The organism is Streptomyces sp. NPDC059895 (assembly GCF_042731035.1).
GTDB lineage: Bacteria > Actinomycetota > Actinomycetes > Streptomycetales > Streptomycetaceae > Streptomyces.
In genome coordinates this window covers 301,331-317,117 of the sequence record NZ_JBHWKO010000007.1, presented here as the reverse complement: position 1 = coordinate 317,117, position 15,787 = coordinate 301,331, and the positions used below count along the sequence as shown (strand labels likewise).

Annotated in this window: 15 protein-coding genes; 9 read left to right on the top strand and 6 right to left on the bottom strand. The window is 73.2% G+C overall.

What is annotated here, in order from left to right; all coding sequences use genetic code 11:
- Together ACFV9M_RS11825 and ACFV9M_RS11820 are read right to left on the bottom strand one after the other, a co-directional pair.
- On the bottom strand, window positions 1-347 hold a 347-nt coding region (locus ACFV9M_RS11825; protein WP_385102399.1), incomplete at its 3' end, for an FMN-binding protein.
- 20 nt (window positions 348-367) lie between these two features.
- Complete coding sequence (locus ACFV9M_RS11820) at window positions 368-1,705, bottom strand: ferric reductase-like transmembrane domain-containing protein (RefSeq protein WP_385073770.1); 1,338 nt, start codon at window positions 1,703-1,705, stop codon at window positions 368-370.
- Between the two features lie 167 nt (window positions 1,706-1,872).
- Here ACFV9M_RS11820 and ACFV9M_RS11815 point away from each other — a divergent pair, with 167 nt between their 5' ends.
- The 3 genes from ACFV9M_RS11815 to ACFV9M_RS11805 all read left to right on the top strand — a co-directional run bounded on the left by ACFV9M_RS11815 (window position 1,873) and on the right by ACFV9M_RS11805 (window position 5,476).
- On the top strand, window positions 1,873-2,562 hold the full coding sequence (locus ACFV9M_RS11815) for a response regulator transcription factor (RefSeq protein WP_385073772.1): 690 nt from the start codon (window positions 1,873-1,875) through the stop codon (window positions 2,560-2,562).
- The gene (locus tag ACFV9M_RS11810) at window positions 2,559-4,010 is read left to right on the top strand and encodes a sensor histidine kinase (protein WP_385073775.1); all 1,452 of its coding nucleotides are present in this window, start codon (window positions 2,559-2,561) and stop codon (window positions 4,008-4,010) included. Before ACFV9M_RS11815 ends, ACFV9M_RS11810 begins: the two co-directional genes overlap by 4 nt.
- Before the next feature lie 356 nt (window positions 4,011-4,366).
- The gene (locus tag ACFV9M_RS11805; RefSeq protein WP_385073778.1) at window positions 4,367-5,476 is read left to right on the top strand and encodes a YbhN family protein; all 1,110 of its coding nucleotides are present in this window, start codon (window positions 4,367-4,369) and stop codon (window positions 5,474-5,476) included.
- A 172-nt stretch (window positions 5,477-5,648) separates the two neighbouring features.
- On the opposite strand, the gene msrB is transcribed toward ACFV9M_RS11805, so the two are convergent.
- The 4 genes from msrB to ACFV9M_RS11785 form a co-directional block, all read right to left on the bottom strand.
- A complete protein-coding gene (gene msrB, locus ACFV9M_RS11800; RefSeq protein ID WP_385073781.1) occupies window positions 5,649-6,056 on the bottom strand; it encodes a peptide-methionine (R)-S-oxide reductase MsrB in 408 nt (135 codons plus the stop codon).
- 23 nt (window positions 6,057-6,079) lie between these two features.
- Window positions 6,080-7,471, bottom strand: a complete 1,392-nt coding sequence (gene murC, locus ACFV9M_RS11795; protein WP_385073784.1) for a UDP-N-acetylmuramate--L-alanine ligase — start codon at window positions 7,469-7,471, stop codon at window positions 6,080-6,082.
- A gap of 178 nt (window positions 7,472-7,649) precedes the next feature.
- Window positions 7,650-8,123 (bottom strand): indole-3-glycerol phosphate synthase, encoded by a 474-nt coding sequence (locus tag ACFV9M_RS11790; RefSeq protein WP_385073787.1) that lies wholly within the window; start codon window positions 8,121-8,123, stop codon window positions 7,650-7,652.
- Between the two features lie 338 nt (window positions 8,124-8,461).
- Window positions 8,462-9,406: a dihydrofolate reductase family protein gene (locus ACFV9M_RS11785; RefSeq protein ID WP_385073789.1), complete on the bottom strand. Its 945-nt coding sequence runs from the start codon at window positions 9,404-9,406 to the stop codon at window positions 8,462-8,464.
- Window positions 9,407-9,443: 37 nt separating this feature from the next.
- Here ACFV9M_RS11785 and zapE point away from each other — a divergent pair, with 37 nt between their 5' ends.
- From zapE to ACFV9M_RS11755, 6 genes are all read left to right on the top strand, one after another.
- Window positions 9,444-10,541, top strand: a complete 1,098-nt coding sequence (zapE, locus tag ACFV9M_RS11780) for a cell division protein ZapE (protein WP_385073792.1) — start codon at window positions 9,444-9,446, stop codon at window positions 10,539-10,541.
- A gap of 192 nt (window positions 10,542-10,733) precedes the next feature.
- The gene (locus tag ACFV9M_RS11775) at window positions 10,734-11,141 is read left to right on the top strand and encodes a hypothetical protein (RefSeq protein ID WP_385073795.1); all 408 of its coding nucleotides are present in this window, start codon (window positions 10,734-10,736) and stop codon (window positions 11,139-11,141) included.
- 81 nt (window positions 11,142-11,222) lie between these two features.
- On the top strand, window positions 11,223-11,804 hold the full coding sequence (locus ACFV9M_RS11770; protein ID WP_385073798.1) for a carbonic anhydrase: 582 nt from the start codon (window positions 11,223-11,225) through the stop codon (window positions 11,802-11,804).
- Between the two features lie 8 nt (window positions 11,805-11,812).
- On the top strand, window positions 11,813-13,294 hold the full coding sequence (locus ACFV9M_RS11765; protein ID WP_385073801.1) for a SulP family inorganic anion transporter: 1,482 nt from the start codon (window positions 11,813-11,815) through the stop codon (window positions 13,292-13,294).
- A 108-nt stretch (window positions 13,295-13,402) separates the two neighbouring features.
- Window positions 13,403-14,194 carry a slipin family protein gene (locus ACFV9M_RS11760; RefSeq protein ID WP_385073804.1) on the top strand — a complete coding sequence of 264 codons (792 nt, stop codon included), beginning with the start codon at window positions 13,403-13,405 and terminating at the stop codon, window positions 14,192-14,194.
- 175 nt (window positions 14,195-14,369) lie between these two features.
- Window positions 14,370-15,752 carry an alkaline phosphatase PhoX gene (locus ACFV9M_RS11755; protein ID WP_385073807.1) on the top strand — a complete coding sequence of 461 codons (1,383 nt, stop codon included), beginning with the start codon at window positions 14,370-14,372 and terminating at the stop codon, window positions 15,750-15,752.
- Window positions 15,753-15,787 lie beyond the last annotated feature (35 nt).

Below are 15,787 nucleotides of genomic sequence, written 5' to 3'. Positions count from 1 at the left end.
GTGACGGTCGCGCCGGACACCGTGTCGATGTCCGCGCTCTGCGCCTGCAGCGTCTCCTCGACCAGCGTCGGCACCGCGGCCGTCGTCTGCGGGTGGTCCGGCTGCTTCAGCATCCGCACCGCGGTGATCGTGTCACCGTCGAAGGTCACCTCGACCTGCACGTCACCCTTCTCGGTGGCGACGGTCGTGCCCTTCACGACCAGCCCCGAGGAGCCGGACGCGGGGGCCGTGGAGGACACCGTCGGTGCCGCGGCCTCGGCCACCGACGTGCTCGTCGACGGCTCGTAACGCCACACCGGGACGAGGCCGGCCACGGACAGGACCAGGACAGGTAGTGCTCGCTTCATGTCGTTCTTCCTCGTCTCCGTCATCCCGCCAGGCTGAAGCGTTCGAAATGGATCTGTCGCCGGGGCACGTCCAGCGCGCGCAGGCTGCCCAGGACCGCGTTCATCATCGGCGGCGGGCCGCACAGGAAGACGTCGCGGTCGGCGATGTCCGGCACCAGCCGGGCCAGCTCGGCCGGGGCCAGCCGGTCGGGAACCGGCGGGCCGGTCACCAGGTGCAGCTCGGCGCCCTTGGCGTGGGCGAGGTCACGCAGTTCGTCGTAGAGGACCGCGTCCCGGTCGCTGCCCACGCGGTAGATGACGACCGCGTGGCCGTGCAGCTCCTCCAGCAGGGCACGGATGGGGGTGACGCCGACGCCGCCGGCGACCAGCACGGCCTCCGGGCGGGTCCGGTGCATCGCGGTGAAGGCGCCGTAGGGGCCCTCGGCGAAGACACGGGTGCCGGGCTTCAGGTGGCGCAGGCCGGCCGAGCCGTCGCCGGCGGCCTTGGCGGTCAGGCGCAGGGTGCGGCCGTCGGGCGCGGCCGACAGGGAGAACGGGTTCGCCTGCCACCAGCGGTCCCGGGTGAGGAACCGCCACAGGAAGAACTGGCCCGCGCGGGCCGGCAGCCGGTCCAGGTCACGGCCGGTGATGTACACGGAGACGACGTTGTCGGACTCGGCGACGACCCTCTCGACGCGCAGCCGGTGGCGCCGGTTGCGCCACAGCGGCAGCCCCAGCCGGCCCACGAGGACGGACCCCAGGGCGACGGCCCACAGGGCGTACCAGTAGCCGGTCGCGGCGGGCGAGGAGGTGAAGGTGGTGCCGACGGCGACCTGGTGGGTGAAGGCCAGCACCACGGCGACGTACGTGTACAGGTGGATGAAGTGCCAGGTCTCGTAGGCCAGCCGGCGCCGGGCCCAGCGGGCGGAGACGGCGCCGATCACCAGGATCAGCCCCAGCGCGACGACCGCGCGGAACACGCCCTCGACGGTCTCGGCGAGGTCGACGAGCTGGCTCACCGGGTCCAGGGAGGACGACTGGGCGTAGCCGAAGGTGATGAACACCACGTGCCCGACCAGCGTCCACAGCAGGCCGAAGCCGGTCCAGCGGTGCCAGTTGGTCAGCCGGTCCATGCCGATACGGCGGTCCAGCCAGGGCAGCCGGGCCACCAGCAGCAGCTGGAAGGCCATCAGCAGGGCGGCGTAGAGGCCGGTGAAGCGGCCCAGCACGACCAGGGCGTTGGAGGCGAAGCCCGCTTGCACGGCGAAGAGGGTCACGACGGCCGCGTTGGCGGCCAGCACGGCGTACAGGCCGGTGCGGGCCACGACTTCGGGACGTATCGCCGTGGGGGGTACGGGAGGCGACTGCACGGTCGTCACGGACGGGAACTCCTTGATCTGCTCCTAGGACGATCTGGTCCTAGGACACAGAGCTTCGCCGTCCGGAGCTGTCGATTACCTGTCGTACGACTTTCAAGTGGGTATCGATCGCTCTCCGCGCCGCACCGGGGTCTGGCGCGCGGGGGCGGGTGGCGCAGTATGTGCGGGTGGAAAAAGTACGACTGCTGGTGGTGGACGACGACCCGCCGATCGCCGATCTCGTGGCGACGGTCGCCCGGTACGAGGGCTGGGACGCGGTCACCGCGAACTCGGGCGAGGAGGCGCTGCGCCGCGCCGCCGAGTTCCAGCCGGACATCGTGGTGCTCGACCTGATGCTGCCCGACGTCGACGGCTTCGGCGTCCTGGACCGGCTGCGCCGCTCCGGGACGATGGTGCCGGTGGTCTTCCTCACCGCCCGGGACGGGGTCGCCGACCGGGTCGCGGGTCTGACCCGGGGCGGCGACGACTACCTGGTGAAGCCGTTCGCGGTGGAGGAGCTGATGGCCCGGCTGCGCACGGTGCTGCGGCGCAGCGCGGGCCCCGCCTTCCAGCGGTCGGTCCTGCGGGTCGGCGACCTGACCATGGACGAGGACACCCGTGAGGTGCGGCGCGGCGACAGCCTGCTGACGCTCACCCCGACCGAGTACGAGGTGCTGCGCTACCTGATGCGCAAGTCGCCGACCGTGCTCACCAAGGCGCAGATCCTCGACCACGTGTGGGAGTACGGCTTCGGCGGCCGTTCCAACGTCGTCGAGCTGGTCGTCAGCCGGCTGCGCCGCAAGCTGGACGCGACGGGCGCGCCGATGATCCACACCGTGCGCGGGTTCGGGTACGTCATCCGGCAGGCGGCGGAGTGATCCGGCGGTTCCGGCAGGCGTACCGCAGGCTCCGGCTCGGCACCCGCCTCGCCCTCGCCCTCGGCGTGCTGTCGCTGCTGGTCTTCGCGGTCGTCGGCACGGCCCTGACGACGTACATGCGCGACTACCTGTCGAACCAGCTCAACGAGCAGCTGCGGCTCGCCCAGGCCGCCCAGTCCAAGAGCATCGCGACGTACGGCACGCTGGAGGGCAAGAAGTACTACCGCTGGTACTACGCCGTGTACGACGTGTCGGACGGCACGCCCGTGCTCCGCGCGCCCGAGGACGCCGCCGACGTGCCCGCGGACGTCGAGGACCTCACCGCGGTGGCCCGCGCGCGGGCCGCCGGAGGGTCGGAGGTGCTGCGCACCGAGCACCTGGACGGCGAGGGCCTGTACCGGCTGCGCGCCTGCGAGGTCGAGCCCGGCGTGATCCTGGTGAGCGGCGCGCCCATGGACGACATCGAGGACACCGTCCAGCACCTGATCACGATCCAGGTCGTCACCTTCGCGCTCGCGCTGCTGACCCTCGTGGTGGTCGGCCGGGCCCTGCTGCGGCGCGGGCTGAAGCCGCTGAGCGACATGGCGCACACCGCGCACGGCATCGCCTCGCACGACCTCACCGAGACGGCGGCCCGGCTGCCGCTGCGCGCCGACCGGGCCGGCGGCGGGCCGGAGGTGGAGGAGCTGCGCACCGCGTTCAACACCATGCTGGAGCACATCGACGACTCCCTCGCGGTCCGCGCCCGGGCCGAGCAGCGGCTGCGCCGCTTCGTCGCGGACGCCTCGCACGAACTGCGCACCCCGCTGATGTCGGTGCGCGGCTACGCGGACCTCTTCCAGTACGCGGCCGCCAACGCGCCCGAGGAGCGCGACCGGCACCTGGCGCGGCTGCGCGCGGAGGCCGCGCGCATGGGCGTCCTCCTCGACGACCTGCTGATGCTGGCCCGGCTGGACGCGGCGGAGGTCGACACACCGCTGCGGCGGGAGGACACCGACCTGGTGGAGCTGGTCGAGCAGGCGGCCGACGCCTTCCGGGCGAGCCACCCGAACCATCCACTGACGGTGGCTCCGGGCCCGTCGGCGGTACGGCTGTGCCTGGACCCGCAGCGCGTCCGGCAGGTCCTGGACAACCTCCTCACCAACGCGGCCGTGCACACCCCGGCCGGCACCCCGGTCTCCGTCACGGTGTCCGCCACCCGGGACGCGGCGCGGGTCGGCGTCACCGACCGGGGCCCCGGCATCCCGCCCGGCGACCGGGAGCGGGTCTTCGACCGCTTCTACCGCGTCGACAAGGCCCGCAGCCGCGACCGCGGCGGCAGCGGTCTCGGCCTGGCGGTGGCCCGCGCCCTCGTCGAGGCCCACGGCGGCACCCTCGAGCTGGACGACGCCCAGGGCACCACGGTCTTCGCCCTGACACTGCCACTGCGACCGTCGGGCGGCGGCTGACGCCGACGGCCGTACCCGTCGACGGGCCGGCCCGTCGCTGCACCGGCCCGGACGGTGGGCCCCACCGAACGGGATCCCGGGCGGCGCCACCGGACGGCCCCGGGAGCGGGATGAGCGGCGGGAGCGGGATGAGCGGCGGGCGCCCCGGGCAGAACTCCCCCAGCCCTACACACCGCACCACGCCGCATCACCGCACCACACCGCACCGCAGTCGCCCCTCCGCCCTCGCACCGTCGGCTCCCGGACACCGCACCGTCACGCCGGAGGGGAATCTCCTCCCCCGCCCCTTCCCCGCCCAGGGCCCGATTCCGTCACCCCGGCATCCGCGGAGGTGACGCGGAAGGACGACGTGCGCCGTGTCCCTGCTGCCGCTCGACGGTCCCGCCTCCCCGCTCCCCCGCGCGGACGACCGCCACCCCGAGGACTCCCCGACCACCCCCGCGGCACCCGCGGCACCCGCGGCCCCCGCGGCACCCGCAGCCCCCGCGGCCCCCGCCGCACCCACGACCCCCGCGGCCCCCGCCGACCCCGCGGCCGGTTCGCCCGTCCGCCGCGCCCTGGTGCTGTTCCCGCTCCTGCTGCTGGGGATCTGGGCGGCGATCGACTGGCGTGCCGTACGCGACGCCACCGCCCGCCTCGCCACCGCCGACCCCTGGTGGCTGCTGGCCGGGCTCGTGTTCACCTGCCTCGGCTGGGTCGCCGCCGCCTGTGTCCGCCAGGGCGCGGTCCCCGACCGGCTTCCCAAGGGCCTGCTGCTGGCCTCCCAGGTCGCCGCGGGCGCCGCGAACCACCTCCTGCCGGCGAGCATCGGCGCCCACGCGGTCACCGTCCGCTTTCTGCTGCGCCAGGGCGTCCCGCTCCCCCGGGCCACCGCCTCGATCGCCCTGTACTCCCTGGTCAGAGCGGTGGCGAAGACGCCCTTACTGCTCGTCCTCGTCCTGGCCACCCCGACCGCCGTACCCCCGGCCGCGCTCCTGCCGCGGGGACGGACGCTGGTCCTGGCCGTCGTGGGTCTGCTCCTCGCCCCCGCGGCGGCCGCGGCGCTCCTGGTCCTGGTCCGCGCCTGGCGCCGCCCGGCCCTGGCCTTCGTCCGCACGGCGCTCACCGACGCCCGTCACCTGCACACCCGGCCGGGCCGGTGCCTGCCCCTGTGGTGCGGGGCGATGGCGGCACCCCTGCTCCAGGCCTGCGTGGTCGCCTCGGTCGGCACCGCGCTCGGCGTCCCGCTGTCCTGGCCGCAACTGGTCTTCGCGTTCCTCGCCGCGAGCACCGCGGCGGGCGCCGTCCCCGCCCCGGGCGGCATCGGCCCGATCGACGCGGCCCTGGTCCTCACCCTGGCCGGCTACGGCACCCCCCTCGCCCTGGCCACGGCCACGGTCATCGGCTACCGCGCCCTGACCGTCTGGCTGCCCCTGCTGCCCGGGATGCTGGTGCTGTCGGCGCTGGTGCAGCGCAAGGCCCTGTGAGACGGGGAGCGGAAACGGCCCCGACCGGGAGGACGCCGGGCGGAGCCGGACGGGCCGGCTCCGCCCGGGGTCGGTTCCCGGTGGGGGTCGGTTCCCGGTGGGGGTCAGTTCTCGGTGGGCGTCGGTTCCCGGTGGGGGTCAGTTCTCCGTGGGGGTCAGTTCTCCGTGGGCGTCAGTTCTCCGTGGGCGTCAGGCTCAGGGAGACGCTGTTGATGCAGTAGCGCTGGTCCGTCGGGGTCGGGTAGCCCTCGCCCTCGAAGACGTGCCCGAGGTGCGAACCGCACCGCGCGCACCGCACCTCGGTCCGCCGCATTCCGTGCGAGCGGTCCTCCAGCAGTTCCACCGCGTCGCTGTCCTTCGGGTCGAAGAAGGACGGCCAGCCGCAGTGGGAGTCGAACTTGGTGTCGGAGGTGAACAGTTCGGCGCCGCAGGCCCGGCAGGAGTAGACGCCCCGCGTCTTGGTGTCGGTGTACTCACCGGTGAAGGCGGGCTCGGTCCCCGCCTGGCGCAGCACGGCGTACTCGGCCGGGGTGAGCTCCGCCCGCCACTGCTCGTCGGGCTTTTCGACGTCGTACGACATGAAGGCCAACCCCTTAACTCAGGTCACTGTGCGAGACGGTCCAGGATGCGCGGGCCGAGGTCGGTGACGTCGCCCGCGCCCATGGTGAGAACGAGATCACCGGGCCCCGCCATTCCCGCGATCAGGGCGGGCACCTGGTCCTTGTCGTGCACCGGCGTCACGTCGGCGCCGGCCGCGCGGGCCGCGTCGACGATCAGCTCGCTGGTGACGCCCGGGATCGGGTCCTCGCGGGCCGGGTAGATGTCGAGGACGAGGGAGGCGTCCGCGAGGGCCAGCGACCGGCCCATCTCCCGGCCCAGTTCCTGTGTCCGGGAGAAGAGGTGGGGCTGGAAGACGACCAGGATGCGGGCGTCACCGGCCGCCGCGCGCATCGCCTCGAGGTCGGCGGTCATCTCGGTCGGGTGGTGCGCGTAGGAGTCGACGACCTGGACGCCCGCCCGCTCGCCCTTCAGCTGCAGGCGCCGCTTCACACCCGTGTACGCGGCCAGCGCCGGCGCCAGTTCCGCGGCCGGCACCCCGAGGGCCGCACCCGCCGCCAGCGCGGCGACCGCGTTGTGCGCGTAGTGGCGGCCCGGCACGGAGACCGTGAAGGTGAGCTCCCGCCCGTCCAGCAGCACGGTCACCCGGCTCTTGAGCCCCTGCGCCTCGACGGCCAGCACCCGTACGTCGGCGTCCTCCGCCTCGCCGTACGTGACCACCCGCACGCCCTCGCCCCCGACGCGCCGGGTCAGCTCCCGCGCGCCCTCGTGGTCGGCGTTGACCACCAGCGTGCCGCCGGGTACGACCTTCCCGACGAACGTCTCGAAGGACTCGTAGATCTCGTCCATGGAGGCGTAGTTGGCGTGGTGGTCCAGCTCCACGTTGAGGACGATCGCGACCTCGGGCGCGTAGGTGTGGAAGCTGCGGTCCGACTCGTCCGCCTCGGCGACGAAGATCTCGCCCTCGCCGTGCTCGGCGTTGGAACCGGGCGCGTCCAGGTCGCCGCCGATGGCGTAGGAGGGGTTCAGCCCCAGCTCGCCCAGCGACACCGCCAGCATGGACGTCGTGGTGGTCTTGCCGTGCGTCCCGGCGACGGCGATCGGCCGCAGCCCGTCCATCAGCCGGGCCAGGGCGTCGGAGCGGTGCACCACCGGGATGCCCAGCTCCGCGGCGCGGGCCAGTTCGGGGTTGTCCGCGCGGATCGCGGACGACACCACGACACAGCTGGCGTCGTCGGCCAGGTGCCCGGCGGCGTGCCCGATGTGCACGGTCACGCCCAGCGTCCGCAGCGCCTCGGCCGTCCCCGACTCCTTCGCGTCGCTCCCCGCCACCTTGGCCCCGCGCCGGGCCAGGATCTTCGCGATGCCCGACATGCCGGCACCGCCGATGCCGATGAAGTGCGGTCGGTCCATGGCGGTACGAAGGCCGGGTGCCATGCGAGTTCTCCCAGAGTGCGGTGCATAGGACGATGAGCGTGCCCAGCCTATTGCGTGACGGGACCGCCCCCGCCCGAGGGGCGCGGGGAACCGCGCGTCCTGCCTCGTACGGACGGTCCGCGGCCCGGAGCGCGGACCGCGGACCGTCCGGGGCCGGCCGCCGGGCCGGCGGTGGCGGCTACGCCTTGCTGTGGGAGAACAGCTTGAGCACCGGCACCCCCACCTTGTGCCGCGCCCGGGAGGCCCAGTCCCGGTGGAAGAACTCCTCCACATAGTGCGGATCGGTCAGCACGATCACCTCGTCCGCCCCCACCTCGTCGACGACCGTCCTGAGCGCGTCCAGCGGATGGTCGTCGACCAGGCGCCCGTGCGCCGTGCTGCCCGCGGCGCGCAATGCCGTGAGGGACACCTCCAGGGCTCTCTGTCCGACGCTCTTGGCCTCCGCCCCCTCGGGTGTCTCTCCCTCGCGCACGGCCTCGTCGAGCTCGCCGAGCGCGATGTCGTCGATGGCCCGCAGCAGCCGGTCGGCCTGGTCGCCGCGCGGCTGGAGGAGCACGTGGAAGGAGACCTGCTCGTCCCCGTGCAAGGTGGTGACGAACTCCACGTCGGCGGACGTCAGGGCCTTCTCGATCATCAAAACGCTTGTGAACACCAGCGCCTCATTCTCCTTCGAGGACCCGCGTGGCCCTCAGTCCTCCGTGGCCGTGATCGGCCCTGCGGAAACCATCCTGCCCCGCGCTCGCACGGGTCCTGCCGTCCTAGTCTGCCCGCCCGAAGCTAACCGGAACGGCATATTCCGCCGAATTCGGGAGCAGGGCAGCCGTGCCCGCCTTCCCCGGATCCGTCGAGTCACACCTACTTTTTTCCGCCACTTCGGACGCCGGTGTTCCACCCGCCCCCTTCACCTGTACCCCGACTCCGGGCCACGTTGCTTGGGACCCTGTCGCCCCAGGACCCGTCTCCCGTCACTTCAGGCTTTGCCGTACCGCCTCAGGCTTTGCCGTACCGCCCGTAGAGGAAGCCGTCCTCCTCCAGGAGGGACACCAGGGTGAACCGGCGCGGGACGGTGACGGACGGACCGCCCGTGATGCGCTGCGCGTCCCCGGCGGTGAGCAGCGGCGAGAGGGTCAGGCACAGTTCGTCGAGGACCTCCGCGGCCACGAGCTGGCCCAGCAGCCGCGGACCGCCCTCGGTCAGCAGCCGGGTGTGCCCGAGTCCGGCGAGGACCTGGACGGCGCGCGCGGGTTCGACCCCCGCGCCGTCCCCGGCGAGCAGCACGCGGGCACCGGCCTTCTCCGCGGCCGCGATCCGGTCGGGTGCGGCCCCCGCACCGGTGAGGATCAGGGTGGGCACCGCCGGCGCGGTGAACAGCGGCAGCGAGAAGTCCAGGTCCAGGCTCGCGGTGACGATCGCGATGGCGGGGACGGGTGCCTGGCCGGCCGCCTCCCGCCGCCCGGCGAACTCCGCCCGGACCCGGGCGGGGCGGTACCCCTCCTGGCGAACCGTTTCCGCACCGACGAGCACCACGTCGGCGAGCGCCCGCAGGGTGCCGAAGATCCGCATGTCGGTGGCGTTGGAGATGGGCTGTGAGCGCCCGTCGTGCTGGGCGGCCCCGTCGAGCGTGGAGACCATGTTGGCCCGCAGCCAGGGCCTGGGCTCCCCGGGCCCGGACCCGGGCTCCGGGTAGGCGTAGGCGTCGGCGATCTCGTCCAGGCTCCACTCGCGGGAGTCGCGGGTCTCGTGGGCCTCGCGGGTCTCGCGGGCCTCGCGGGTCTCGTGGGCCTCGCGGGTCTCGTGGGCCTCGCGCGCCTCTCGGGTGTCTCGCGCCTCTCGGGACTCGCGCGCCTCGGAGGTGGCGGGGGACCCGGTGGCCCCACCGCCCTCGTCCGGGCTCTCGGCCGCTGTCTGGTCGGTCACAGGGAACAGGCGTCGCATACGAGGCAGTCTGGCACGGCGCTTAGCATGGGGAACCGTGTCGTCCTCCACCCCCGCCCCCGGCCTCGGCCCGATAGCCGACGCGGCCCCGCTGTCCCTGTGCGCCCGTGAGCCGCACGTCCCCGCGGACCGGCTCGTCGCCGAGATGGTGCCGCCGCCGCGGTTCGACTCGGTGCGCTTCAGCACGTACGTCCCGGACCCGAACCAGCCCAGCCAGACCGAGGCGGTCGGGGTGCTGGAGGGCTTCGCGGCCGGACTCGGCGGGGCGCACGCCGCCGGCACCGCCCGACGGGGCTTCCTCGGCTTCGGCCGGGCGAAGGCGCCCAAGGCCCCGGCCGGCCCGCGCGGCGTCTACCTGGACGGCGGCTACGGCGTCGGCAAGACCCATCTGCTGGCCTCCCTGTGGCACGCGACCCCGGCGGAGCCCGCGCTCAAGGCGTTCGGCACCTTCGTCGAGCTGACCAACCTCGTCGGCGCCCTCGGCTTCCAGCAGACGGTGAAGACCCTCTCCGGCCACCGCCTGCTGTGCATCGACGAGTTCGAGCTGGACGACCCCGGCGACACCGTCCTCGTCTCGACCCTGCTCGGCAAGCTGGTCGAGGCGGGTGTCGCGCTCGCCGCCACCTCCAACACCCTGCCGGGCAAGCTGGGCGAGGGCCGCTTCGCGGCGGCCGACTTCCTGCGCGAGATCCAGGGCCTGTCCGCGCACTTCCGCGCCCTGCGCATCGACGGCGAGGACTACCGCCACCGCGGCCTGCCCGCGGCGCCGGCGCCGTACTCCGACGAACAGGTGACCAAGACGGCGTACGCCACCGCGAGCGCCTCGCTCGACGACTTCCCGCACCTGCTGGAGCACCTCGCGCGGGTGCACCCCAGCCGCTACGGCGCCCTCACCGACGGCTTGAACGCGGTGTGCCTCACCGACGTGCGGCCGGTTCCCGACCAGTCGACGGCCCTGCGGCTGGTCGTCCTCGCCGACCGGCTCTACGACCGCGAGGTGCCCGTCCTGGCCTCGGGGCTGCCCTTCGACCGGCTGTTCAGCGAGGAGATGCTGAACGGCGGCTACCGCAAGAAGTACTTCCGGGCGATCTCCCGGCTGACCGCGCTGGCCCGCGACGCCCAGCGGCTGATCTAGTCCTGATAGTCGATCACCCGGCCCGGGTCAAGGGTCATTTCGCGCCATCCACCCCTCGCTTTTGAGGCGCACTTCATCTCGAAACGCTGAGTTAACCCTGCAAACAACTTTGCAGGGTTAACGTGTTTCTTGACCAACCGTTGACCAGGGCTTGGTCCGGACTAGACATGTGAAGTGCTCGGAGGGGGGCGCATGTTCCGAGGTGAGGCGATCCGGACCGCGGTGTCGCTCCTTGCCGCCGTGCTCCTGAGCCTTCCGCTCTTCGCGCCCGCGCCCTCCTTCGCACACGCGCACACCGTCCGTCACGCCAAGGCCAACGCCCAGCCCGGAATCAAACCCTCCGGCACAACCCAGCGTGACGAGACCGTCACGCCCCTCGCGTGCGACCGGTCCGGGGCCCTCTACGACCCCTTGCGCACCCGCGACCGCCACCGCGCGGCCTCCACGGCCGACTCGGCGCCCCAGCAGCGCGAGCGCGCCCTGCCCGCGCGGGATCCCGCGGCCGCCCACCGACCCTGCGGGCCGACCGCGGCGCACCACCGCCCGTCGAGATCCTCGACGGGCCACTCTCCGGCGGCGCTCCAGGTCTTCCGCTGCTGAGAGAGACGCAGACAGCAGTGCTCCCACCTGTCCTGCCCGTCCGACGCGCCCCCCACGGCGCGCCAGGAGGAATCACCACATATGCAGCCCCTCATCGACAACGCCCGTACGTTCGGACAACGCCCTGAGGAGTTCGCCCGCCTCGCGGAAGGCCAATCCCCCCAGGTCCTCTTCATCACCTGCTCCGACTCGCGGGTCGTGCCCGCCCTGATCACGGGCGCCCGCCCCGGCGAGCTCTTCGAGCTGCGCACCGCGGGCAACATCGTGCCCCCCTACGGCTCCGAGCGCCCCACCGGCGAGGCCGCCACCATCGAGTACGCCGTGGAAGTCCTCGGCGTCCAGGACGTCGTCGTCTGCGGCCACTCCCACTGCGGTGCCGTCGGCGCGCTGGTGCGCGGCGACGATCTCGACGCCGTACCCGCCGTCCGGGACTGGCTCGCGCACTCCGCGGGCCGGCCGCCGGCCGCCGACCCCGACGACCCGACGGTGGCGCGGGCGGTGCAGCACCACGTCCTGTCCCAGCTGCTGCGGCTGCGCTCCTACCCGTGCGTGGAGAAGCGGCTGGCGGACGGCCGGCTGCGGATGCACGGCTGGTACTACGAGGTGCACACCGGCGCCGTACGCGAGCACCGTGCGGACACCGACGCGTTCGAGGCCCTGTGAGCACCGCGATGACCTCACGGAACACCTCGCGAATATCCCGGTTCCCGCACCTGAGGGAGGACTTCGCCGCCTCGCTCGTCGTCTTCCTGGTCGCGCTCCCGCTGTGCGTGGGCGTGGCCGTGGCCTCCGGCGTGCCGGCCGAGCTCGGGCTCGTCACCGGCATCGTCGGCGGCATCGTCACCGGCCTGATGCGCGGCAGCAGCCTCCAGGTGTCCGGCCCGGCGGCCGGTCTGACCGTGCTGGTCTTCGAGGCGGTGCGGGAGTTCGGACTGCCCGCCCTCGGTGTGATCGTGCTCGCCACCGGCGTGCTCCAGGTCGGCATGGGCGTCCTCAAGCTGGGCCGCTGGTTCCGGGCCATCTCGGTCTCCGTCGTCGAGGGCATGCTGGCCGGAATCGGGCTGGTACTGATCGCCGGCCAGCTGTACTCGATGGCCGGCGCCAAGGCCCCCGACTCCGGCCCGGAGAAGATCGCCGGGCTGCCCGAGGCGCTCGTGGACGCGTTCGGCAGCACCGCCGGGGCGGCCTCGCTCGCGCTCGGCGCCGGCACCATCGCGGTGCTGGTGCTGTGGAAGCGGCTGCCGGCGGCGGTGCGCGCGGTGCCCGGCCCGCTCGCCGCGGTGGGCCTGGCGACACTGGCCGCGCTGGTGTTCTCGCTGCCCGTGGCCACCGTCGAGGTGCAGGGGCTGCTCGGCTCGATCCAGCCGCCGCCCCTGGGCTCCTTCGGCGAACTGGCGGACGTCGGCCTGCTCGCCACGATCGTCGCGTTCACCCTGATCGCGTCCGCCGAGTCGCTGTTCAGCGCGGCGGCGGTGGACCGGCTGCACGACGGGCCGCGCACCGAGTACGACCGGGAACTGGTCGCCCAGGGCACCGGCAACGCCGTCTGCGGTGTGCTCGGCGCGCTGCCGATGACCGCGGTGATCGTGCGCAGCTCGGCCAACGTCCAGGCGGGCGCCCGCACCAAGGCGTCCCGCGTCCTGCACGGCGTCTGGCTGCTGCTGTTCGCCGCCTTCCTGCCGGACGTGCTCGCCTACATCCCCCTGCCGGCCCTGGCCGGCATCCTGGTGCACGCCGGGGCCAAGCTCGTCCCGGTGCGGGCGATCGCGGGGCTGTGGCGCGAGCACCGGGGCGAGGCGCTGATCCTGGCCGTCACAGCGGTGTCGATCGTCGTGGTCAGCATGTTCGAGGGCGTCCTGATCGGTCTCGCGCTCGCCGTGGTCAAGACGGCCTGGGATGCCTCGCACATCAGGCTGGACGTCGTCGACAAGGGCACCGGGCCCGTCCGGGCATCCCTGTCCGGCAACGCGACCTTCCTGCGGCTGCCGAAGATCCTCGACAGCCTGGAGTCCCTGCCGCAGGACCGCCCGGTCGAACTGGACCTGTCCGGCCTGCACCACCTCGACCACGCCTGCCGCATGGCGCTGGAGACGTGGGCCGAACGGCACAGCGCCGTCGGCATCGAGCCGGTGAAGCTGACGATGGCCGCCTAGCGGCCACACCGTCCGCCTCGGGGCGGGTTCCGGGCATGGCCCGGGACCCGCCCATGGACATATCGTTGCAGGAGCAGGCATTCCGGACCTCCCAGGGAGGGGATCGTCGTGCTCCAGGAACTGCTGCCGGCCGTCGCGGCGGTGGCCGCCGGGGGATTCGCGTACTTCGTGGCGGGCGCGCGCGTGGTGAAGCAGTACGAGCGCGGAGTGGTCTTCCGGCTCGGCCGGGTCGCCGGCGAGGTCCGCAAGCCGGGTTTCACGATGGTGATCCCCGCCGTCGACCGGCTGCGCAAGGTGAACATGCAGATCGTGACGATGCCGGTGCCGGCCCAGGAGGGCATCACCCGCGACAACGTGACCGTGCGGGTGGACGCGGTGGTCTACTTCAAGGTCGTGGACCCGTCGGCGGCGGTGGTCAACGTGGAGGACTACCGGTTCGCCGTCTCGCAGATGGCGCAGACCTCGCTGCGGTCCATCATCGGCAAGAGCGAACTGGACGACCTGCTGTCCGACCGGGAGAAGCTGAACCAGGGCCTGGAGCTGATGATCGACAGTCCGGCCGTGGGCTGGGGCGTGCAGATCGACCGGGTGGAGATCAAGGACGTGTCCCTGCCGGACACGATGAAGCGTTCGATGGCCCGTCAGGCCGAGGCCGACCGTGAGCGGCGGGCCCGGATCATCAACGCGGACGCCGAGCTCCAGGCGTCGAGGAAGCTGGCCGAGGCGGCCGAGCAGATGTCCGAGCAGCCGGCCGCGCTCCAGTTGCGGCTGCTCCAGACGGTGGTGGCGGTGGCCGCGGAGAAGAACTCCACGCTGGTCCTGCCCTTCCCCGTGGAACTGCTGCGCTTCCTGGAGAAGGCCCAGCAGCAGCCGCCCCCGCCGCAGGCCGCCGCCCGGTGACGCGTGACGCGCGCTCCGCATGTGGTTCCCGGGGCACGCGGTGGGTGATAGACACGGCGGGGTCAGTGTTCCTGTCCGCCAGCAGGAAGGTCACCACCCCATGCCGAAAACCCCCGTGCCGGAAGTCCCTGTGCCGAAAACCCCCGTGCCGGAAGTCCCTGTGCCGAAAACCCCCGTGCCGGAAACCCGCAGCGCCACGACCCGCCGTCAGCTCCTCGCCCGCACCGGTGCCCTGGGAGCGGGCATCGTCTTCTCCGGGGCCCTGTCGGAACTCTTCGCCGACACCGCCGCCGCGGAGAACCTCGGCCACACCGGCTACGGCCCCCTCGTCCCCGACCCGGACGGCCTGCTCGACCTGCCGGAGGGCTTCCGCTACCGGGTCCTCTCCCGGGAGGGCGACCCGCTGCGCTCCGGCGAGGGCCCGGTCCCCTCCCACCACGACGGCATGACCGCCCTGCCCGGTCCGCGCGGCCGCGTCCACCTGGTCCGCAACCACGAGAACCGCCCCACCGCGCCGCTCGCCGTCCCCACCGTCGAGGGCCTCACCTACGACCCGGCCGGCAAGGGCGGCTGCACGGCCCTGACGCTGGACCGCCGGGGCGAGGTGCTGTCGGAGCGGGTCGCGATCGCCGGGACGGCCGTCAACTGCGCGGGCGGGCCCACGCCCTGGCACACCTGGCTGACCTGCGAGGAGACGGAGGACCGGGCCGGCACCAACGGCTACGCCGAGGACCACGGCTTCATCTTCGAGGTCGACCCGTCCGACCCGCACCGCACCGGCGCCGTGCCGCTCACCGCGATGGGCCGCTTCCCGCACGAGGCGGTCGCGGTCGACCCGCGGCGCGGGGTCGTCTACGAGACGGAGGACGCGTTCGACAAGCCCTTCGGCCTGTTCTACCGCTTCCTGCCCGAGAAGCCGCTGGGCGGCACGGGCTCGCTGCGCGCCGGCGGCCGGCTCCAGGCGATGCGCGTGCCGGGCGTGGCGGACCTGTCGTCGATCCAGGAGACGGGCGCCGCCTTCGACGGCATCGAGTGGGTCGACGTACCGGACCCGCTGGCCGCCGGGACCGCCATCCGCTTCCAGGACTTCGGCCCGCGGGGCATCACCCACGCGCAGAAGCTGGAGGGCTGCTACTGGAGCGGGCGGAGCGTCTACTTCGTGTCGTCGTTCGCGCGCGGCGCGGACGGCTCGGCGGCCGACCACCACGGCCAGATCTGGCGCTACGACCCGGAGCGCCGGCGGCTGACCCTGGTGATCGTCTTCGGGCCGGCCACGGACGTGCAGCTGCCCGGCGAGTCCCCCGACAACATCTGCCTCGCGCCCGGCGGCGGCCTGATGGTCTGCGAGGACGGCGACGGCGCGCAGCACGTCTTCGGCGTGACCCGGGGCGGCGAGGTGTACGCGATGGCCAGGGGCCGGCAGAACATCGGGACCGCCGAGGAGCCGGCGTGGGGCGAGTTCGCCGGCGTCGCCTTCTCCCCCGACGGCCGGACGATGTACGTCAACTGCTACACGCCGGGGACGACGTTCGCGGTGACGGGGCCCTGGCGCCGGTAGGGCACGGGACCGGGCGGGTGACACGATGACAGGCG

Coding starts and splice junctions, on each gene's coding strand:
- msrB (WP_385073781.1), bottom strand. CDS start 6,056: ATGTCGTACGACGTCGAAAAGCCCGACGAGCAGTGGCGGGCGGAGCTC.
- murC (WP_385073784.1), bottom strand. CDS start 7,471: ATGGCACCCGGCCTTCGTACCGCCATGGACCGACCGCACTTCATCGGC.
- ACFV9M_RS11785 (WP_385073789.1), bottom strand. CDS start 9,406: ATGCGACGCCTGTTCCCTGTGACCGACCAGACAGCGGCCGAGAGCCCG.
- ACFV9M_RS11775 (WP_385073795.1), top strand. CDS start 10,734: ATGTTCCGAGGTGAGGCGATCCGGACCGCGGTGTCGCTCCTTGCCGCC.
- ACFV9M_RS11770 (WP_385073798.1), top strand. CDS start 11,223: ATGCAGCCCCTCATCGACAACGCCCGTACGTTCGGACAACGCCCTGAG.
- ACFV9M_RS11765 (WP_385073801.1), top strand. CDS start 11,813: ATGACCTCACGGAACACCTCGCGAATATCCCGGTTCCCGCACCTGAGG.